Here is a 17,854-nt window from a genome sequence, read left to right as displayed (position 1 = left end):
CTTACCTTCTTTCCATAATTGACTGTAAGTCTTTTTCTAGAGAATGCCATTTCAATTGGATTACTCCTCTTTTATTATTGGATTTTTCACCATTTATAGCACGGTTCCATGCTTGAAAACTTAACTTTCCAACAGGAACAAGAGATCTAGTATTTGAAGAACTATCCAGCACGACAGATAAAAAATCCTGCTTATTAGCCCAAAGCCCTATTGATTCATTTCCATAATAAATGAAGTCTATACTATCACCATTAACACCTGTTAATAAAAAACGTTTGATTAAATCTTCTTTGTTTGCTTCAAAAAAGGACTTTATAGATTGAACAACGTCAGGATAATTCTTTTTTAAATGATTAGTGTCCATTCTATCTTCTTTATTTCCGGACCCATCAAGAGTTTTATCTCCCCAAATAAAAAAACGAATGTTATTTGCAAGCGAGTCGGAAATATTATATTCATGTTTGAGAAACGATATGAATGGTTCAACTGGTTCTTGGTGAACACTATTACTGCTACCTTTTTTTATGCTGAGTCTAAAAAGTTTATTATGTACAAATACTTGTAAATCACATTTGCTTTGTCCTGCAACTTTTTCGCATTTAATAATATCTGTATCTTGTATAGTTGGATATGCAAATTTTATAAATCTCTTTAGATTAGAGTTTAAATCTGAATATTTCCTATTATCTAAAGCATATCTAATTTTATCTTCATTTACAAAACCAGAACTGTTATTACCCATACTTATCCCCCTATAAATATTATTTTTATTTTTGGTTAGCTTTTAAATTTTTATATTAGAAATTAAAATTTAAAAAGTTGATAGATTTCAACATCTAAAGACTTAGCTATTTTTTCAATATTATTAAGGGAAATACTACGTGTCCCCCTTTCAATAGAGCTTATATAAGTTCGATGTAGTCCAGAAATTTCAGCTAATTTTTCTTGAGAATATTCTTTGTTCTGTCTATATTTTTTTACATTAAGCCCAAATTTCTTACAAATATCATCCATATTTTTCCCCCCAATATAAAAATTGTATTAGAGTATATACAATAAGTCTACATACAATAAGTAACAATTAGTAATTTAAAATACATGGATAGACTTAATAGTTAATATATGTTGTGTAAGAAAAAGTGCAGTATAGATTTAGAAGTCGTATATAAATAAAAAAGGTACACAAATGTGCACCTAAAAATTTCTATAATAATGAATAAAGAATTCTGGGATTTTAAATAAAAGAAGAAGGTTGATTAATTAGTCCACTATCAACTGATGCCCAAAGATATAATGATGCTATTGAACAGTAAGGGATCCATTGTTTGCTTACATTGTTCATTTCATCTTTAGTTGGATTCTCTTTAAAACTATATAACCATTTAATAGCTCTTCTTAGACTTGCATCATCAGCAGAAAAAACATCTAACCTTCCAAGTGAAAATATTAGAAACATTTCTGATGTCCACTTTCCAATACCTTTTATACTTGTAAGAGTTTGCAATACTTCATCGTTAGTTTGATTTTTCATATTATTTAAATTAATATTACCATTTAAAATTTCTTGAGATAATCCTTTAATGTATGAAATCTTAGCAAAAGATATACCAGCCATTCTTAGTTGTTCATCTGGAATAGCTATTATATTTTGTGGTGAAATCTCTTTGCATAGCGTTTCGACTCTACTCCATATTGTCGACTTTGCTTTATTAGATAATTGTTGCCCAACTATAGAGCTGGTAAGTTTTAAATAATAATTTTTGTCTAATTCAAGGGAATAATCACCTATTTTTTTTATTACTTTGCCTAGAAGAGGATCAGAATTAACAAGATATATTATACAAGGATCAGTTTGTTTGAAATTTATAATCATATAGATCTACCTTTCTAACATTAATATAATTTTTATTTTATCATTTAAATATTGTTTTTCATATTGATTTATAGATAATCGACGTATTATTATGTATAATATATTTATATATAAAATGTGGAGGAGAAAATGAAAGATCAAATTACAAATATTCAAGAAATAAAAGATAAAATAAGTAAGTTTGTTAAGGAAAGAGATTGGACAGATGCACATAGTCCAAAGAATTTATCTATGAGTATTGCTATAGAAGCAGCAGAATTAATGGAAATATTTCAATGGCTTTCTAATGAACAAGCATGGGATATAAAAGACAGTAATGAATTTATACATCTAAAAGAGGAACTTGCAGATGTTATGATTTACTGCATGTCCCTTGCTAATCAATTGGATATAGATGTATCAAGTGCAATAGAAGACAAAATAGCTAAGAATGAAAAAAGATTTCCTATAATAAATAAAGATAGGTAGAGATAAGATTGTATACGAAGTAATAAAAAACAACTATGTGTAGGCGAAAATGAATATTCTTTTAAATAGCTATTATTTAGAGGGATATATATAAAGAAAGGATAGCTTTTAAAATAAAATTATCCTTTCTCTTTTTTGTTTATTCTCCATTTTTTAAAATCTTCTATTATTTCTAGAATTTCCTTTGCACTACTATATTTGACCATTACCTCAAAACTAATAATTCCCAAAATATAACAAACAGCTGTAAAGGGTCTATAGGATATTTTACTAAGCAGATATTCCGATAAACCATATACTACAATAGTTACTGCTAAAGAGGAAGTAAGAGCTTTAGATATTAAAACCTTAGGTATCTTATCTAAAAAAGTATGCAGCATATCCTTAGAGAAAGCCCCTAGAAAACAAAATACATAAATATAAATAAACAGTAGGAGATCTTCCTGAGAGATTAACATCACTTTGCGCCTTCTTTAGACATAAGGGAACAAGTTGGTTTTATATTATGATTTTTATTTATTGATGTATTGAGTACTTTTTTAGACCTATATTCTTTCTTTTTTTCTGTATTAATGATAAAGTTATGAATTGAAGCCAGACTAATGAATGATAAGAATAATATTAGAATGTTAATAAATATTTTCTTCTGTACATCATCTTCATTTAGATTTATTGACGATTTACTCTTACTTATTTCTTCTGTTTTTATTGAAGACATATTCTTATTACTAAAAGATTCATATGAATCTTTTAATGAAGTTTTAGCAGCTGCAATGTAAATAATAGAATCTTTAGTTAAATTATCAGAAAGATACAAGTCTTTGTATGACGAATAGATATTAAATGAAATAGCCATTGTAATAATGCATAAAAGTGCAGCTATGCATTTGGTAATAGAACATTTATTTTTCATATATTGTATCACCTTCCTTTCTCTTTAAAAAGGGCATAGCGAAATGCTATACCCTTAATACTAGGCATTAGTACTATATTTCCTGAGTAACTTCAAGCTCTGTAGTAGATGTTTCTACTAGATAAGCTCTGTCAACAGCAATTAAATCCCCAGAAATAGAACTAACAATATTTTTAGCAACAATAAGGTCCATTACTGTTTTTACTTCAGTTGCATCTAGATCATCTCTAGGTACACTTACTCTAATACTGACCTTTTTATCTTGATCGGTTTTAAATACCATTCTTAGATATTTCTCCATAGATTATCCTCCTTTCCTATTTAATAGGCTTCTTAGTAGACTACTCTAATAGTTCACATCTTTCAGCCATGTTCACGGCCTTTATAGAGTAAGGATAAAGACTAGCTACAGCAAGAGCAACTTCATAAACATCATCTAATGTAGAATCAGTTTTAAAGTTAGCGATTGCTTTTGCCATAATCTTTTCTTTTCCATTACCATCAAGACCTGTGATAAATCTACATGAAGCACTTCTTGTTTCATTAGATTTCATAACAGCCATAGAACTTCCTCCTTTCCTATTAAATTACCTATGGATAAAACTGTGCATAATGTGTGGATAAACTACAGGCAGTATATTATAAACTTACATATTTGAAAAATCAAAGGTTTTAAGGATTTTATCTGTATCTGGTAGATTTTTATCATAATCTAAGTCAAATAAATCCTCATCCTCATCATCAATAGTAACCTCCTCGATGCCCTCATCATCAATAGTAACCTCCTCGATGCCCTCATCCTCTATGTTTTGATTACCTGTGGAGTGATTAATAGGACATATTTGTCCACTTGTAGGGTAGAGTTTTCTTAAATTTTCTCTTTCTGAAATTTCTTCAATAGATAACTGTAGAGACTCAAGATGAACCTTTACTTCTTCATTTGGTCTAAATTTACGAATAGCAATTAAATTTTCATCGTTAAGCTCAATATCACTTAAAGTAATAGTAATTGTTTGAGTCCAATTTTCAGCAGCTACTTTATTTGTAATATCTATCTTTTTTACCTTTGCAATTATCATTGTGCAGGGCATTAAGCTTCCTCCTCTCTTGATTTTCTAATATCCACTTTTAAAGTGATATTTGTTAGGTCTAACGTCTACATGGACAAAGTTAGAATAAGTACCTATTCCAGTAAAACCAACTTCCTCTGCGTTTTTTGCAATTTGTGTAGGAGTAAAGCCAGGAGAGTAAATATCTGCAGCCATACCTTTCATATGATAGCTGTTAGATGATCCACCTACACGTTTATTACATTCCGGAGTCCTATACCCTGAGGTTACGTTAATGGGGTTATTTAGCTTGTCTCTTAGAAGTTGAAGTTTTTCTAGTAATTTGCTATCTAGCTTTACTACAGATCCACTATCTCTGCATTCAAATTCTTTAAGTTTAAAGTTTTTAGATATTTGGATATTGTTCATAAAATTCTCCTTTCCTTTAAAATTCAATATATTATACAAGGGGATATTTAAAAATTCAGTAAAGTAATAGGAATTATTAAAGATAAGAGGCTATTATACGTACTATAAAGGTTTCTTAAAATGGAGGGAAAGTTTTTAAAGGCAATAAGTTATCTTGGGATTTTTATTAATGGGATCTTTAAAGGGATTTTTCTTGAATAGGTACTTTAGTTATTTCCTTACGCAGTCCACTGCATTTTGGGTTAGTTCTAGGTAGTCTTGCAGCCGACTGTGTAGGTTTTACTGCCATCTCAGGGGTATTTGTTGCCACTCCATCCACAGACTGTAGCCTCTGGGGGCTTATCTTTGAAGCTGCTACAGACTGTTCCAGTCGCTAGGTCAGTCTTTGTGGGTCCTTTACTTCCGCAGTCAGCTACCTCTATGGTAGTTTTAGTTTGTCTTGTAGCCGACTGCTCCAGTTATCCTGTCAACTCTCGGGTCTTTGATGCCGCTCCCTTCACAAACTGTTTTCATAAGTTATATTAGAAATAGAGAATACGGTAGAAAAACAGATTGTTCCAGTCGTTAGGTCTATCTTTGGAGATATCTTGACCCATAATGTAGTGTCTTCGTAATCCCAACTAACGCTACGCTTTCCCTAAATGTCGTGTTTAGGAAATAGTTGCCTTACTTCAGGGAATTCCTCTAGGGTGGCAACTACCGTTACATAGGTTTAAGGTACTATAAGGATAGTTTTTATGGTCTGCCTTAAACAGTATTCCACTTTCCCTAAACGAACATTTAGTGAATAGTTGGGGAGTATGAGGTGGTAGGAAGGTTAGCTTTTTATAATATTTTATAGAATTACTTTAGGGTCTTTAGCTTTGCTGTCTATCTCTATGGTCTAATCGGTAGGGATTCCAGGCATCCCTCCTACATTATGGATATGATGGACAGCCATTTAAAGTAGTATCTATAGAGGCTGCCCACATACCCACAAAGTTTACTACTACTACTGCTACTACTAATTAGGGTGTAGCTCTGGAAGTTGTGCATGGTGGACAACTCATTCGGTCTATCTTTAGAGATAGTTGCCCACATGCATTACGTGGCCTATATATTGGGTCTTTTATTATAGTAGTTCTTTGTAGATTTTAGCTTTAGGGTCATGCAACGCTATTACCTACGTCCATAGGTTGCTTCTTTGGGGTCTTTTTAGGGTTATACTTTTGAGTTTCTTCTTTAGAGTCATAGCCACGTTATTCCCATACGTCCATAAGTGGCCTCTTTAGAGTCTTTACCTTAGTATTCATCTAGGAATTTTGCTAGGGTGGGACGTTGTAGCTCCTCCTCTAGGGTCAACAAACTTCCTAGTTCATTCCATAAAAAATATCTAACCACAGTCTAGCTATGCTTAGATATTTTTATTACTCCATTCATACGGAAGATTGTTCTTTGGGGTCTTTTATTGGTATTAGCAATAATTTCTGTATTTTAAGCTATATATTCTACTTCTTCCACCGCTCCTTCCCACAGACTGTAGCTTCTAGTGGTTTATCTTTGAAGCTGCTACAGACTGTTCCAGTCTCGAGAAAACTTTCTTAAAAATAAAGGGATATGATACAAACTATAGAAATAAATAAATGAATGAATGAAAAATGTGAAAAGAGGATTTTTTAATATTAATATATAAAATGTATTGTAAGGTAAAAATTATATAATAAAGAGGAGGTAATAAAATTGAGCATTTGGCTATTTAGAGCTGGAGAAAGTGGAGAGTATGAAAATAAATTTTTAAGTGATAACAGAGTATATTTAACATGGGATGAATTAGATATAGATTTAAAAAGACTTAGTTCAAAAGAAGAATTATACAATATTTTAATAGATAAATACGATTTAGATAAGGAAAAAACAGCAATAAACTGAGCTTCGCAAATATGGCCTATTGCACATAGTATGAGAATTGGAGATTGGGTTGCACTTCCTAGTAAAATTAATAGAACAATTCATTTTGGAGAAATAGTTGGAGATTATGTTTTTGATAAAAAACTGGGTAGTCCGTACTATCATTATAGGGAAATAAATTGGTTTGCACTTGATATACCTAGAGATAAGTTTGATCAAGATATCCTATATTCATTAGGTGCATTTATGACAGTTTGTAGGATTAATAGAAATAATGCAGAAAAAAGGATCAAGGATATGGCTAAAAATAATTGGAATATTAAGTAAAAAAACATAGGAGAACTTGTTGACGAAGAGAATGAAAAGACTGCCATTGACTTTAATGAATATATATTTGATAGAATTTCAGAGCATATAATAAGAAAGTATAAAGGCTATAGAATGGAAATGTTAATGTTAATTGAAGAAATATTAAAAGCAAAGGGATTTACTACATTTCGAACTCCAGAAGGTTCTGATAATGGTGTAGACTTATTAGCTTCATCAGGCACACTAGGGTTTAGTTCGCCTAAAATTTGTGTACAAGTTAAAACATCCGATACACCTGTAGATAGACTTACTATGGATCAACTAATTGGAACAATGAGTAACTATAATGCAGATTATGGACTTTTGATATCTTGGTATGGCTTTAAAAACTCTGTAATTAAAGAAATTCCTAAACAATTTTTTAAAGTTAGACTGTGGGATTCAAAGAAAATCATAGAAGAACTTTTTGCTAATTATGATATGCTTAGTGATGAAATAAAAACAGATATTCCATTAAAGCGAATGTGGATACCTAATATAGAAGAGGATCTTTAATATAAGATAACTTAAAAAGTGAGGTTTATATGGAAATCATTAAGAAATATATAGATGAAATTTCAAAATTATCAGAAGAAATAACTATTGAAAGTAGTTATATTAGAGTCGAGTATAGAGATGCTGTTTTCAAGCAAATTAAAGATTTACTGGATTCTATGTATAAAGAAATCAAAGAAAGTAGAATTGTAAAGGATGGAAAAAATTCTGTATACATATATAATTTAATGTGTTTAGCTGATTTATTAGACGAAATTTGTTTTACAAAAACAAAAAAGCGACCTAAGTCTAAAAATAATGAATGGAAAAATGCTGCGTTAGATAGATTAAATATTATGTTTATAAAAACGCTACAAGAAATAACTTATCTATTAGAGGGTGGATTTTCAAATGCTGCGCTTTCTCGTGTAAGATCTATATATGAAATATCAGTTTACTATAAAATTATTCAAAGTAATAATAATGACATAGCTGAAAGATTTTTAAAACATAGTAACTTTCAGAGGATAAAATTAGCAAAAGCTTTAGGAGATAAAGAATTAGTAAATAAAGTTAAGAATGATATAAAATGTTTTAATTATGAGAAGAATTTTATAAAAGACAATCAGTGGGCAAATCCTTTATTAAATAATGAACGGATTACATTTAAGGATTTAGCAAAGCTAACAGATTTATATGAACACTATGATTTATATGTTTTCGCATCTTCATCAGTTCATGCAAGTGTTTATAATTCGGCTAATGGTTTTGATATTCCTAAAAATATTAGAGGGCAAAAATATTGGAATACAGGCAGCTTAAAATTTGGAATAAATATAGTGTATAGTTGTTTTGTTACTATTGTTGGAGAATTTATTACTGAACTTTGTGATGAAAATTATTTACAGTCGATTTTTGTAAAGATGTTTATTAGTAAAATGGCTGATGTTAATACTGATACAGACATTTGGGAAGATATTGATTAATTTTATTTGTATGGTGTATAATCCTTTAAATTTCTAGTTTATTGTGGTTTTTAGAAGACAAAGAGATGTAGAATTCTGTATTTTAGTTCATAAATCGAAGAGCATAGAAATGGGACATTATTAATATAAAGATAATATGGTATGCCTATTTAAAGGAGAAATTATATGATTAAATTTACATTATATGAAAATGCTATAGATTCAATTAATCACGGAATTGAACATTTTGAGATAGGGAGCAAATGTAATTCAAGTAAAGATTTTAAACAAGCGATATTATTGATGTTTCAAGGAACTGAACTGCTCCTAAAATCATTGCTGAGCCAAGTTAATGTAATATATATTTTTGACAAAAATTCTCTCTTTGATAAATGTACCGATCCGTTAAAACCAACGATTGAAGAGCTATATAAATGTAAGTCTATTGATATTAACAAGTTGTGTCGTGAAATTTACAAATATTATCCAAGTGATTTTCCTAAAAAATCATTAAATATTGTGGATAAAATGGCAGAGATGAGAAACAAAATTCAACATTTTGGTATCGTTGCAAATATAACAGATGTCACTAATATGTTAGGCCAATTATACCTTGATGTTATATCGGTTGGACTTAATCTTCTAGGAAATATTATAGGACCAGGAAAAAATGAGGTGCTACAAGAAGAAATTAAAAAGGTTTTTTCTTTCTTTGAAAATGCTAAGAGTCAGGAGAAAGTTTTAAATATTCTTGGCAAAGATTTCACTAGAGGTACATGTAGTAATTGCAAGGAGTATTCATTATTTGTGCTTTATGGAAAATCAGGTTATCCAGAAAATGCTTATTGTTCAAGTTGTGAATTTGAACTGAAAAATATTGATATTGAAGATTTTAGGATATGCCCTGAATGTGGTGCTAACTCCTTATTATTTATTAAAGATAAATACCATGGTGTATGTTTATGGTATAGGTGTTGTACGCACAAAGATGGTGGTATACCCATAGATATGTATCCTTGTGAATCATGTGATGATTATATTATTGAAGGTGTATGCTCATGTAGATATACTGAAGATCAAGATGACTAACTTAAGAGTAAGTAGATAAAAATGTAATAGAAGGCCATATTTTAACTATAATTGATGGAATATATTATAAAGGTAATTAGCCTATAGGCCTTATTTAGGTTATTTAATATTTATGATACTTAATGCAATTTTACTTAAACTTTCTACCAAACCTTCTACCATAAATTCTACCGAGACGAATAATTTGATATAAAGTAGGATAAAGAGTGGATTATCTAGGTTATATTAAATGTGTAAATTTTAATGTGTATATAAAAAGTATAAATCCATATAAAGGCGAAAAAAGTCCCCTTCCCTACATTGGTAAGGAAGAGGTCGGCGGTTCGATTCCGCTCATCAGCTCCATAGAAACATTATAAAATACCACTTCTAGAAGGATCTAGGGGTGGTGTTTTTTTGTGTAAAGGTAAAAGTGTGCCACTTTTTTAAATATAATTAAAATGTGGTTTATTTAAATATATTTTTATAATAAACAACAGAATTAATTAATCTAAAAATAAATTAGATATGATACTATTGTCGAAATTTGCGAACGATTGATGTAGGATTTCATATGTTTGTCTTGAAAAATTAAATTATAGGGGGTTAAACAATGAGTAACATAAAAAAATTAAGCAAAGATATTTCAAACCAAATTATACGGGAGTCAGTAAAGATAGATGGATATTGACAGACCCTTATGATAATAAAACACAGCAATTTAAGATGAGTTGGATACCAATAGTTAGACATGCAGTAGTGAAATATAGAAATAGCCTTGATGATGCTAGCTTAAAATAATACTTTGAAGGGAGAGATAAAAAAGAATTTATAAGAGACAATATTTTGAGTAGAAGAAAATTAGCAAAACAAAGTAACTACAAATGTAGAGTTTGTAATCAATCATTAGTAGGAGAAGAACAATTTAAAATTAATCAAATAGTACCTAAAAGATTAGATGGAGATGAATGTTATGACAACTTGGAACTGTTATACCAAAGTTGTCAACTACAACATCAAATATTACTTGAAAAATATTGTGGAGATAAAAATTTACCTAAGGTAAGAACCTTCTTTAATAGTAATCATGTAGAACCTAATTCTAAGGACGGATATAGATTAATGAAAGAAGCTGAAAAGCTTCCTACCTACTCGACCAACAGATAAATAATGTGCATTAAGTGTTGTATATGTTAGATTGCATAAGTAGAATAATATGAAGTAAATGCAATTTATAAGGAGGAAATTTGATGGATAAAGGTCATAAGAAAAGGATAGTGCGCCTTATTGCTCCTACAGTCTTTCTTATAATAATATTATCGTTGATGTGTTTTTTGAGATACATTGATGCTTCGGTAATATTAGCAATCTATGTGCCAATTTGGATTATTGGGATGCTAGCAGCTCGACTTGACAAGATAGTATTTGCAAGCGTTTTTATAGTTTTTTCTGGAATAGGTATTATTGCTGAATATTTGATTCATGTATCCAATGGACCCCGTCCAACTATGGCAGGGGCATTTATGAATACTTTAATTCTATTTCTTGGTTTAATCTTAGGAATTGTGTTACAAATCTTAAGTAAAAGGAAACTAAAAAACAACAGCGAATAGTGCTATGACACATTTTTCATTAATTGTGAAGGAGCTAAGTAAAAGCTTAGATCACATAATATTTAATGTGTAATAGACAGAACAGGGAGGCTTCTATATTTATGACAACAAAACGAACTCTGCTAATGCTGCCTTTAATAGCATTAGGTGCAATATTAGTATTAAGGCTTGTCCTTTTTTCAGACAGTGGGACTACAGTTACCATAAGAAATAATACTAATCAAGCTATAGAAAATCTGGTTTTATCTTCAATCGATAATAAAGAAAAATGTAGTATTGCTAAAATAGATCCTCACGCCAATATTTCATTTAAATATAAAATTGGTGGGTTTAATGAAAATGCAGTCAATCTAAGGCATATATCTAATTCCGGAAACAGTAAAAATTATAATATTATAGGATATGTTACTTGGGGTTACTCTCATATAGATATAGATATTAATTCTGTTGAGAAGGATGGAGAATTGAATATAGAAGTAGATGTACCTAGATAAGAATGTGATATATTCAAAGTATTTTTTAGTAATAACAAAAATTAATTCGCCAACCACTTTTAGTGCGTTTTTGGTGAAAATATACAATAGATAGCCTTTATATAGATTTAATCATAGGTTTAATAAGGAGAGTTTATATGAAAGCATATATAGGGATTAAGTATTATGAAGATTATAGAAATAAGATAGTTATTGATGAATTATCATCAGTTCTTCAAAAAAGAGGATATGAAACAATTTGTATTGTCCGTGATATTCAAAATAAAGGACAAGAAAAATATAGCTCATATGAATTAATGAAATTAACATTTGAAAAGATTGATATTTGTAATCTAGTAGTTATAGACTTAACAGAAAAAGGAGTAGGATTAGGAATCGAGGCAGGATATGCTTATGCAAAAGGGATACCTATTATTACAATAGCTAAGAGTGGTTCAGATATATCGGAAACATTAGAGGGGATATCCCAAAAAATTATTTTCTATAATAATATTGAAGATATAGAGACTTTTTTATAAGAGATTATAATTTAATCTTTGGTAAACATTATCTTCCTAAGACGTAACAGATGGATTATACTTCGTATGATAGAGAAATACGAAGCAATTATTACCTATATTTAAGGGGAGGAAAATAATAATGAACAGAATTGAAATTTTGAGACAATATATTGACAATATACTTCTGAATATATCAGGTGTTGAAGAACGAAGATGTGCTTATGTACATTTATATGGGGTTGCTCAATTTTGTGCATTAATTGCATTAAAGCGTGGAAAGAATGTTGAACTTGCAACTATGGCAGGTATGCTCCATGACATATATTCCTATGCTAAAATGGATACTAAAGACCATGCACATAAAGGTGCTGTTTTGGCAAAGGAAATACTGACATCATTGCAGATAACGAATGAGGATGAAACTAAAATTATTTGTGATGCTATTTATACACATAGCGAAAAGGGATTGGTGCATCCTGATTTTAATGAGATTTTAATCGATGCAGATGTACTTCAGCACTGTTTGTATAATCCTATGTTTGAAGTAATGTCACATGAAAAAAATAGGTATGAAAAACTCAAAATTGAACTTGGTATTGCGTAAGATAGGGGCATAAGTCTTGCTTGGGAATTTTTATATAATGTAAAACAGTATATTATTGTGTATTGTGGAGGTTTTTAAATGGAGTTATTTGCTAAACCTGGAGTAGGTGGAATAATAGAGAAGAATATCGATGGAATAGATTACATATTAATTCAAGATAGGTGCAAAGATGAAGCTATATCAGAGTATGGATTGTTAGAAATTCCTGCTGGGGGAATAAGAGAATTTGAGAATATTTTCGATTGCTTGAGAAGAGAAATTTGGGAGGAAACTGGATTGAAAGTTACAAATATAAAGGGTGAAGATGAAGCAGTAATTTTAGAAACTAATGGATATAAAGTGTTAAACTATGCTCCGTTTTCTTGTAGCCAAAATATTCAAGGAACATATCCAATAATGGTAGAAATATTTATATGTAACGCTGATGGAGAATTATTAAACGAGAGTAATGAAACGAAAAATATTAGATGGATACCATTAAGAGAATTAAAGGAATTATTAGAAAGTGATAAGAGTTTATTTTATCCAATGCACATTATTACTTTAGAAAGATATTTAAAAACAAAATTAAGATAATTTTTGATGAAATTTTAAATTATGATGAGGAACAATTTAATATGCTTGTGTCGAGCATAGGTTAATGTAGATTAATTAATAACTAGATTGGATTAATTATGATTAGCTAGTATATATGAACAAATAAATGAAGTAAATATAGTTATATACAAAGTGCTTACAATAGAATTGGTAAGGAAGAGGTCGGCGGTTCGATTCCGCTCATCAGCTCCATAGAAACATTATAAAATACCACTTCTAGAAGGATCTAGGGGTGGTGTTTTTTTATGTAAATAGCAAATTGCAAACGAATTGCAAACATAAGATTTTTTCGCAAACAATAATTTAATTTTCATTAAGTTAATTATTCTAGAATCTATGTTTATAATATCTAGAATTTATATTTATAATATATTAAGGAACAAAAACTTGTAGAAGTTTTTATCGGGAGGGTGCCTGAACCATCTCGATTTTTTAGTTTTTAGTAAAATACAAAAATACTTTTATAGCATGACGTAAATGCTATTAGAATTATATAGCATATATGACATAATGACTATGAAATAATATTAATACTATTGGCAGATCATACCCAAGTGTTCTTTGTGACCGGGGGTCATTTATATTTATTATAGTAGCTTATAAAACCAAAGCAATATAAATTTTGTGCTTCAATCTGTATATTCTACTTCCTTTATCGCTCCTTCCCACAGACTGTTCTAGTCTTGCGAAAATTTTTTCCAAAATAAAGGAATTTCTCCAATATTATAGAAATTTATAAAAAAGATTAGGAGGAGATTGAATGATTACTGATTATAAGATGTTATTAATTATTTTATTAATAGGCTTGATAACTGCAGCTTTAGCCTTAGTAGGTATGGAGATTACTTTAATATATTAATATAGAAATGAAATAAAGATTAAAAAGGCTGTATATGATTTAAGATTTAATTTAACAGATGAAAAAGTAAAGAACTTTGGTTATTTAATGGATCATATTTATATACCAGACAGATCTTCTACCTGGAAAACTATTAGAGCAGGGTATGAGATTATTAATATGAGTTCAAATATTGATGAATCTTTGAAAAAAGATTTAAAAGTTATTTTGTTTGCTAAAGGAGCATTAATACCCTAATAAGTCACTTGGTGAGTAAATATTATTAATTGAATATGTGTAAAAATATTGTATGGTTTTACATATAATTACGGTATGTAGTATCGTGTAAAAAGTGTGAAATAAGAAAAAATTAGAAAACAAATTACCGAATCAACTAGCATATCATTATATAATATAATTTAAGGAGGAAGTGGTAGTATGATAGAAGGTAATTATAAGACAATTAGAGTTAGGGGATGAAGAGTACTTACATAAGTGGTGGAATACGGGTGAATTAATGGAACATGTAACTCATACTTTTGGAACGCTTCAAAGTAAACAAGCTATTAAGGATAGTATACAAAAGGATATAATAAATACTACCCTGTTTCCAGAAAGTAAAAGGTTTATAATATGTAAAAGAAATAATTTAGACCCAATAGGAGAAATGAATTATATTGGCTGGAATGGAAGAAATCAAAAATGTGAATTTGGTATTAAGATTTGTGAAATAGATGAGCAAGGGAAAGGGTATGGAAAAGATGCTTTATATCACTTTATGGATTTTCTGTTTAGATTTTTAAATCTTAACAAATTAGAATTAACTTCTATGAAGGATAATACTAAAGCTCACAATTTATATAAGAAACTTGGATTTAAGGAAATCGGCGTAATAAGGGAAGCTTGTTTCGATAGTAGGGAAGGAAAATTTGCTGATGTGGTATATATGGATTTATTAAAAAGTGAGTGGAATGAGGTTAAAAATACAATTGAATTTTAATATTATTACATCTAATCTATTAAGGGAGTATCAGATGTATTTTGTGTTAATAAGAATATACACGAAGCGAGGATAAGATATGAAAAAATATACTTGCCCATGTTGTGGATATAAAACTTTAGATGAAGAACCACCAGGGACTTATGATATTTGTACTATATGTTTTTGGGAAGACGATAGAGTACAGTTTGATGACCCTGATTACAAAGGAGGAGCAAACCGAGTTTCATTAAAGAAAGGGCAAAAAAACTTTTTGAAATTTGGAGCATGTGAAGAAGAAATGATTAAATATGTAAGAAAACCTCATAAGAATGATATAAGAGATAGTAATTGGAAGCTACTATAAAAACGAACTTTTCTTATTTTGTATCATCTATTTTAATGTGCAATGGATAAATTATTTATATAAGAGATAATATTGGATGGGTAGTATGTATGAATATAAATTTATAGAGATTCCAATTAGGAAACTTTCTACATAGATAGGTGACAGTTTTAAAAATTGTCAAGCTATCATTATGAAAGAGGCGGCTGATGGTTGGCGATTAGTTCAAGTTGTGATTCCACCAAACAAAAAAATGGGTGTCTTTTTTGCTTATGAATACCAGATAATTTTTGAAAGAGACAAAAATAGCCCAAATGTATAACTTCTATTAATAGCACATTTTTTTACAATATGAAACAAATAGAGAGGATTTTATTTCCCACATTCATTTAAATACCTAACAGTAGAATGTTTTTATAGTTGTTAAATACGTATTATATATCAGATTGACCTAGAAATCTTAGGATTGATTCATATAATCATAAAAACACATATTTGGAGGAGAAGAATGAAAGAAAAAAATTTGAAACGATATTATATTCTGGAGGCAATAGTACTAGCTGTTATAGCTACTTTTATATTATTTAATATTAATAAGAATAGTGACCCGTTCGAGGTAATCCGTAAAAGGCACCTACTTGAAGACCATGAACTTATTTATATTGATGAAACAAAAGGTGGAGTTCTGGTATATTCAGTAGGCAAGGAGAATAAAGGTAAAGATAATATGTATTATGTTGATATGGTTAAAAAATCATTAGGGAGTTATAAATGGGTTGGGGGTGGTGGACATGTAAATAGATTTATTCCAGATGATAATAGAGAATTCATTTTTTCTGCACAACTACTAAATGAATCCCCAAAAATAACCCCTACATTGTTTGGTATTATTAGAGATAAAGACGTAAGTAATATTTCCATTCGAAACCAGCAGGGATTATCATATGCAACTATTTATGATGGGAAAGACAAAGATGAGAGGATTTATGTTGTTTCTTTTGAAAACAATGTTTCAGAATTAAACTTCTTTTTGTTTACATTGATATATAAAGATGGCAAGGAGCTAGAATTTATAATTAATAAGGATATTAATAGGTTTAAAAAGGGATATAATCGCTTCTTCTTTGAAAATGATATAAAGATCAATTAGATGAATTTTGTATATAATGAAGCAGAAATGAAATTAAACTAATGAAACTATATTCGAGAAACTATCCTTAATAAATATAGTTCGTATCTTATTTTAAAGGTGTAACAAATCTATAATATCATATAATAAAACTATTATACTTTGAAGAAAGAGGAGTAAAAATGAAATTATTTAGTATAAAGAAGTTAAGTGTAATTTTATTAATATGTATTATATTCTCTGTAACTATATCTTATCGGAATAACATATATAGAGAAGATATTGGAGTTTATGATATTTACACTCTTGTTTTACTTGAAAAAAGAATTGATAATTTTATTGAAATATATAATAAAGGAGAAATCAGCAAGGACGTTGAAGAAAAGTTTGTGAATGAAATTGTTATTCTCAGTGAATATTTGAGAAGATCCCCTATGTTAAAATTTATGAATGAACCAGTTTATAAAATAAACGATTTTCTAGTATATGGATACGGTGAAAAAGAGGTTAAATCGATGATCAATTTGCAAAAGGAACTTCAAAGAATAACTTCACTATTACATGAAGAATCTAATGATAACATTGGGGTAGTTACATATAATTATTTCAGAAGCGAAAATAATATTAAAGACTTAAAGAGAATATTAGATGAAATAAGATAAAACTAAAATATATAAAGTATAAGTAAGTAATATAATAAAATATTTTAAAAGCTAGATATTATTATGATGATGTATGGCTTTTTTCATTAAAAGATTTTTTAGAATATATATTTAGGTATAACATATATAGGAATACTTATGAATTTTCCGATATTTCTAATTGGCAATTCAGCTATTATGTAGTGCAAGGTAGGCGAGTAATTAGAAGAGATTTGATAGGAATGGCACAAGAGCTGAAACTTAGAGGTTCGAGCTTAAAAGATTCTATAAGTGAAGATCTAAAAGAATTTACCAATGAAATAATAAAAAACAGTGGCGGACCATGTAAAAGAGAAATCTTATTAAATTTTTTATCCAAACTATCTGGATACTTCTTTGCATGGTTTCTATTATAGGCAATTTTAACCTATGGAAGATTATCGTGGGAAGTAAGCCCAATTATATATCCATTTTACGCTGGAGTGGTAATAATTAATTTTATAACGGAAGGGATTTTAGCTCCGATATTTAGCACAGAAAAAGGATTTAAAAGGCTGACCCACGGACAGTAAAAAAGAGAAGTTATCCAATAATGGATTATGTAGAAGTTTTGTACTA

General features: G+C 29.3%; 28 protein-coding genes. 19 read left to right on the top strand and 9 right to left on the bottom strand.

Translation table 11 applies throughout. The features are described 5' to 3' along the window. Position 1 precedes the first annotated feature (1 nt). From HYG84_RS16110 to HYG84_RS16100, 3 genes are all read right to left on the bottom strand, one after another. Positions 2–742 carry a hypothetical protein gene (locus HYG84_RS16110; RefSeq protein ID WP_212379015.1) on the bottom strand — a complete coding sequence of 247 codons (741 nt, stop codon included), beginning with the start codon at positions 740–742 and terminating at the stop codon, positions 2–4. 62 nt (positions 743–804) lie between these two features. Continuing rightward, on the bottom strand, positions 805–1,014 hold the full coding sequence (locus tag HYG84_RS16105; RefSeq protein ID WP_212379013.1) for a helix-turn-helix domain-containing protein: 210 nt from the start codon (positions 1,012–1,014) through the stop codon (positions 805–807). A 220-nt stretch (positions 1,015–1,234) separates the two neighbouring features. After that, a complete protein-coding gene (locus HYG84_RS16100) occupies positions 1,235–1,873 on the bottom strand; it encodes a DNA-3-methyladenine glycosylase family protein (RefSeq protein WP_212379012.1) in 639 nt (212 codons plus the stop codon). A gap of 129 nt (positions 1,874–2,002) precedes the next feature. Between HYG84_RS16100 and HYG84_RS16095 the strand changes: the two genes are divergently transcribed. Next, the gene (locus HYG84_RS16095) at positions 2,003–2,341 is read left to right on the top strand and encodes a nucleotide pyrophosphohydrolase (RefSeq protein ID WP_212379010.1); all 339 of its coding nucleotides are present in this window, start codon (positions 2,003–2,005) and stop codon (positions 2,339–2,341) included. Positions 2,342–2,460: 119 nt separating this feature from the next. On the opposite strand, the gene HYG84_RS16090 is transcribed toward HYG84_RS16095, so the two are convergent. The 6 genes from HYG84_RS16090 to HYG84_RS16065 all read right to left on the bottom strand — a co-directional run bounded on the left by HYG84_RS16090 (position 2,461) and on the right by HYG84_RS16065 (position 4,732). Continuing rightward, positions 2,461–2,799 carry a hypothetical protein gene (locus HYG84_RS16090; RefSeq protein WP_212382338.1) on the bottom strand — a complete coding sequence of 113 codons (339 nt, stop codon included), beginning with the start codon at positions 2,797–2,799 and terminating at the stop codon, positions 2,461–2,463. Then, a complete protein-coding gene (locus tag HYG84_RS16085; RefSeq protein ID WP_212379008.1) occupies positions 2,799–3,254 on the bottom strand; it encodes a hypothetical protein in 456 nt (151 codons plus the stop codon). The genes HYG84_RS16090 and HYG84_RS16085 overlap by 1 nt, the downstream gene beginning before the upstream one ends. Before the next feature lie 73 nt (positions 3,255–3,327). Further along, on the bottom strand, positions 3,328–3,555 hold the full coding sequence (locus HYG84_RS16080; RefSeq protein WP_212379006.1) for a DUF2922 domain-containing protein: 228 nt from the start codon (positions 3,553–3,555) through the stop codon (positions 3,328–3,330). Between the two features lie 40 nt (positions 3,556–3,595). Next, complete coding sequence (locus HYG84_RS16075) at positions 3,596–3,817, bottom strand: DUF1659 domain-containing protein (protein ID WP_212379005.1); 222 nt, start codon at positions 3,815–3,817, stop codon at positions 3,596–3,598. An 84-nt stretch (positions 3,818–3,901) separates the two neighbouring features. Continuing rightward, positions 3,902–4,333 carry a hypothetical protein gene (locus HYG84_RS16070; protein ID WP_249168659.1) on the bottom strand — a complete coding sequence of 144 codons (432 nt, stop codon included), beginning with the start codon at positions 4,331–4,333 and terminating at the stop codon, positions 3,902–3,904. A 36-nt stretch (positions 4,334–4,369) separates the two neighbouring features. Beyond that, positions 4,370–4,732 (bottom strand): YcbK family protein, encoded by a 363-nt coding sequence (locus HYG84_RS16065; protein WP_212379001.1) that lies wholly within the window; start codon positions 4,730–4,732, stop codon positions 4,370–4,372. Between the two features lie 1,719 nt (positions 4,733–6,451). Here HYG84_RS16065 and HYG84_RS20470 point away from each other — a divergent pair. From HYG84_RS20470 to HYG84_RS15985, 18 genes are all read left to right on the top strand, one after another. Continuing rightward, the gene (locus HYG84_RS20470) at positions 6,452–6,640 is read left to right on the top strand and encodes a hypothetical protein (protein ID WP_249168658.1); all 189 of its coding nucleotides are present in this window, start codon (positions 6,452–6,454) and stop codon (positions 6,638–6,640) included. Between the two features lie 30 nt (positions 6,641–6,670). Continuing rightward, positions 6,671–6,946 (top strand): hypothetical protein, encoded by a 276-nt coding sequence (locus tag HYG84_RS20465; RefSeq protein ID WP_249168657.1) that lies wholly within the window; start codon positions 6,671–6,673, stop codon positions 6,944–6,946. Between the two features lie 114 nt (positions 6,947–7,060). After that, positions 7,061–7,483, top strand: coding sequence for a restriction endonuclease (locus HYG84_RS20460; protein WP_249168656.1), 423 nt, complete (start codon positions 7,061–7,063; stop codon positions 7,481–7,483). A gap of 29 nt (positions 7,484–7,512) precedes the next feature. After that, positions 7,513–8,448, top strand: coding sequence for a DUF5677 domain-containing protein (locus HYG84_RS16055; protein WP_212378999.1), 936 nt, complete (start codon positions 7,513–7,515; stop codon positions 8,446–8,448). Between the two features lie 165 nt (positions 8,449–8,613). Then, positions 8,614–9,516, top strand: a complete 903-nt coding sequence (locus tag HYG84_RS16050) for a hypothetical protein (protein WP_212378997.1) — start codon at positions 8,614–8,616, stop codon at positions 9,514–9,516. Between the two features lie 825 nt (positions 9,517–10,341). Continuing rightward, positions 10,342–10,662, top strand: a complete 321-nt coding sequence (locus tag HYG84_RS16045) for an HNH endonuclease signature motif containing protein (RefSeq protein ID WP_212378995.1) — start codon at positions 10,342–10,344, stop codon at positions 10,660–10,662. Positions 10,663–10,745: 83 nt separating this feature from the next. After that, complete coding sequence (locus HYG84_RS16040; protein WP_212378993.1) at positions 10,746–11,108, top strand: hypothetical protein; 363 nt, start codon at positions 10,746–10,748, stop codon at positions 11,106–11,108. Between the two features lie 101 nt (positions 11,109–11,209). Beyond that, positions 11,210–11,602, top strand: coding sequence for a hypothetical protein (locus tag HYG84_RS16035; RefSeq protein WP_212378991.1), 393 nt, complete (start codon positions 11,210–11,212; stop codon positions 11,600–11,602). A 137-nt stretch (positions 11,603–11,739) separates the two neighbouring features. Beyond that, positions 11,740–12,120 (top strand): nucleoside 2-deoxyribosyltransferase, encoded by a 381-nt coding sequence (locus tag HYG84_RS16030; RefSeq protein ID WP_212378988.1) that lies wholly within the window; start codon positions 11,740–11,742, stop codon positions 12,118–12,120. A 121-nt stretch (positions 12,121–12,241) separates the two neighbouring features. After that, the gene (locus HYG84_RS16025; RefSeq protein ID WP_212378986.1) at positions 12,242–12,706 is read left to right on the top strand and encodes an HD domain-containing protein; all 465 of its coding nucleotides are present in this window, start codon (positions 12,242–12,244) and stop codon (positions 12,704–12,706) included. Between the two features lie 78 nt (positions 12,707–12,784). Then, the gene (locus tag HYG84_RS16020; RefSeq protein ID WP_212378984.1) at positions 12,785–13,282 is read left to right on the top strand and encodes an NUDIX hydrolase; all 498 of its coding nucleotides are present in this window, start codon (positions 12,785–12,787) and stop codon (positions 13,280–13,282) included. Between the two features lie 967 nt (positions 13,283–14,249). Beyond that, positions 14,250–14,399: a hypothetical protein gene (locus HYG84_RS16015; protein WP_212378982.1), complete on the top strand. Its 150-nt coding sequence runs from the start codon at positions 14,250–14,252 to the stop codon at positions 14,397–14,399. Between the two features lie 193 nt (positions 14,400–14,592). Then, on the top strand, positions 14,593–15,141 hold the full coding sequence (locus HYG84_RS16010; RefSeq protein WP_249168768.1) for a GNAT family N-acetyltransferase: 549 nt from the start codon (positions 14,593–14,595) through the stop codon (positions 15,139–15,141). Between the two features lie 79 nt (positions 15,142–15,220). Further along, a complete protein-coding gene (locus HYG84_RS16005; RefSeq protein WP_212378980.1) occupies positions 15,221–15,487 on the top strand; it encodes a CPCC family cysteine-rich protein in 267 nt (88 codons plus the stop codon). Positions 15,488–15,659: 172 nt separating this feature from the next. Then, positions 15,660–15,788 carry a DUF4177 domain-containing protein gene (locus tag HYG84_RS20455; protein ID WP_249168655.1) on the top strand — a complete coding sequence of 43 codons (129 nt, stop codon included), beginning with the start codon at positions 15,660–15,662 and terminating at the stop codon, positions 15,786–15,788. A gap of 186 nt (positions 15,789–15,974) precedes the next feature. After that, the gene (locus HYG84_RS15995; RefSeq protein WP_212378978.1) at positions 15,975–16,616 is read left to right on the top strand and encodes a hypothetical protein; all 642 of its coding nucleotides are present in this window, start codon (positions 15,975–15,977) and stop codon (positions 16,614–16,616) included. A 161-nt stretch (positions 16,617–16,777) separates the two neighbouring features. After that, positions 16,778–17,257, top strand: a complete 480-nt coding sequence (locus HYG84_RS15990; protein ID WP_212378976.1) for a hypothetical protein — start codon at positions 16,778–16,780, stop codon at positions 17,255–17,257. Between the two features lie 182 nt (positions 17,258–17,439). Beyond that, positions 17,440–17,652: a hypothetical protein gene (locus HYG84_RS15985; protein WP_212378974.1), complete on the top strand. Its 213-nt coding sequence runs from the start codon at positions 17,440–17,442 to the stop codon at positions 17,650–17,652. Positions 17,653–17,854: the final 202 nt, after the last annotated feature.

This window comes from Alkaliphilus sp. B6464, from assembly GCF_018141165.1.
Classification (GTDB): domain Bacteria; phylum Bacillota; class Clostridia; order Peptostreptococcales; family Natronincolaceae; genus Alkaliphilus_B.
This window is presented reverse-complemented; position numbering and strand designations above follow the sequence as displayed.

What these genes read in the sequence shown, in the direction of transcription:
- HYG84_RS15995 (WP_212378978.1), top strand. Translation starts at nt 15,975, where the DNA reads ATGAAAGAAAAAAATTTGAAACGATATTATATTCTGGAGGCAATAGTA.
- HYG84_RS16095 (WP_212379010.1), top strand. Translation starts at nt 2,003, where the DNA reads ATGAAAGATCAAATTACAAATATTCAAGAAATAAAAGATAAAATAAGT.
- HYG84_RS16100 (WP_212379012.1), bottom strand. Translation starts at nt 1,873, where the DNA reads ATGATTATAAATTTCAAACAAACTGATCCTTGTATAATATATCTTGTT.
- HYG84_RS16030 (WP_212378988.1), top strand. Translation starts at nt 11,740, where the DNA reads ATGAAAGCATATATAGGGATTAAGTATTATGAAGATTATAGAAATAAG.
- HYG84_RS16005 (WP_212378980.1), top strand. Translation starts at nt 15,221, where the DNA reads ATGAAAAAATATACTTGCCCATGTTGTGGATATAAAACTTTAGATGAA.
- HYG84_RS16085 (WP_212379008.1), bottom strand. Translation starts at nt 3,254, where the DNA reads ATGAAAAATAAATGTTCTATTACCAAATGCATAGCTGCACTTTTATGC.
- HYG84_RS16080 (WP_212379006.1), bottom strand. Translation starts at nt 3,555, where the DNA reads ATGGAGAAATATCTAAGAATGGTATTTAAAACCGATCAAGATAAAAAG.
- HYG84_RS16050 (WP_212378997.1), top strand. Translation starts at nt 8,614, where the DNA reads ATGATTAAATTTACATTATATGAAAATGCTATAGATTCAATTAATCAC.
- HYG84_RS16015 (WP_212378982.1), top strand. Translation starts at nt 14,250, where the DNA reads ATGGATCATATTTATATACCAGACAGATCTTCTACCTGGAAAACTATT.
- HYG84_RS20465 (WP_249168657.1), top strand. Translation starts at nt 6,671, where the DNA reads ATGAGAATTGGAGATTGGGTTGCACTTCCTAGTAAAATTAATAGAACA.
- HYG84_RS16070 (WP_249168659.1), bottom strand. Translation starts at nt 4,333, where the DNA reads ATGATAATTGCAAAGGTAAAAAAGATAGATATTACAAATAAAGTAGCT.
- HYG84_RS16025 (WP_212378986.1), top strand. Translation starts at nt 12,242, where the DNA reads ATGAACAGAATTGAAATTTTGAGACAATATATTGACAATATACTTCTG.
- HYG84_RS16075 (WP_212379005.1), bottom strand. Translation starts at nt 3,817, where the DNA reads ATGGCTGTTATGAAATCTAATGAAACAAGAAGTGCTTCATGTAGATTT.
- HYG84_RS16020 (WP_212378984.1), top strand. Translation starts at nt 12,785, where the DNA reads ATGGAGTTATTTGCTAAACCTGGAGTAGGTGGAATAATAGAGAAGAAT.
- HYG84_RS16110 (WP_212379015.1), bottom strand. Translation starts at nt 742, where the DNA reads ATGGGTAATAACAGTTCTGGTTTTGTAAATGAAGATAAAATTAGATAT.
- HYG84_RS16090 (WP_212382338.1), bottom strand. Translation starts at nt 2,799, where the DNA reads ATGTTAATCTCTCAGGAAGATCTCCTACTGTTTATTTATATTTATGTA.
- HYG84_RS20455 (WP_249168655.1), top strand. Translation starts at nt 15,660, where the DNA reads ATGAAAGAGGCGGCTGATGGTTGGCGATTAGTTCAAGTTGTGATTCCA.
- HYG84_RS16035 (WP_212378991.1), top strand. Translation starts at nt 11,210, where the DNA reads ATGACAACAAAACGAACTCTGCTAATGCTGCCTTTAATAGCATTAGGT.
- HYG84_RS15990 (WP_212378976.1), top strand. Translation starts at nt 16,778, where the DNA reads ATGAAATTATTTAGTATAAAGAAGTTAAGTGTAATTTTATTAATATGT.
- HYG84_RS16105 (WP_212379013.1), bottom strand. Translation starts at nt 1,014, where the DNA reads ATGGATGATATTTGTAAGAAATTTGGGCTTAATGTAAAAAAATATAGA.
- HYG84_RS20460 (WP_249168656.1), top strand. Translation starts at nt 7,061, where the DNA reads ATGGAAATGTTAATGTTAATTGAAGAAATATTAAAAGCAAAGGGATTT.
- HYG84_RS16065 (WP_212379001.1), bottom strand. Translation starts at nt 4,732, where the DNA reads ATGAACAATATCCAAATATCTAAAAACTTTAAACTTAAAGAATTTGAA.
- HYG84_RS16055 (WP_212378999.1), top strand. Translation starts at nt 7,513, where the DNA reads ATGGAAATCATTAAGAAATATATAGATGAAATTTCAAAATTATCAGAA.
- HYG84_RS16040 (WP_212378993.1), top strand. Translation starts at nt 10,746, where the DNA reads ATGGATAAAGGTCATAAGAAAAGGATAGTGCGCCTTATTGCTCCTACA.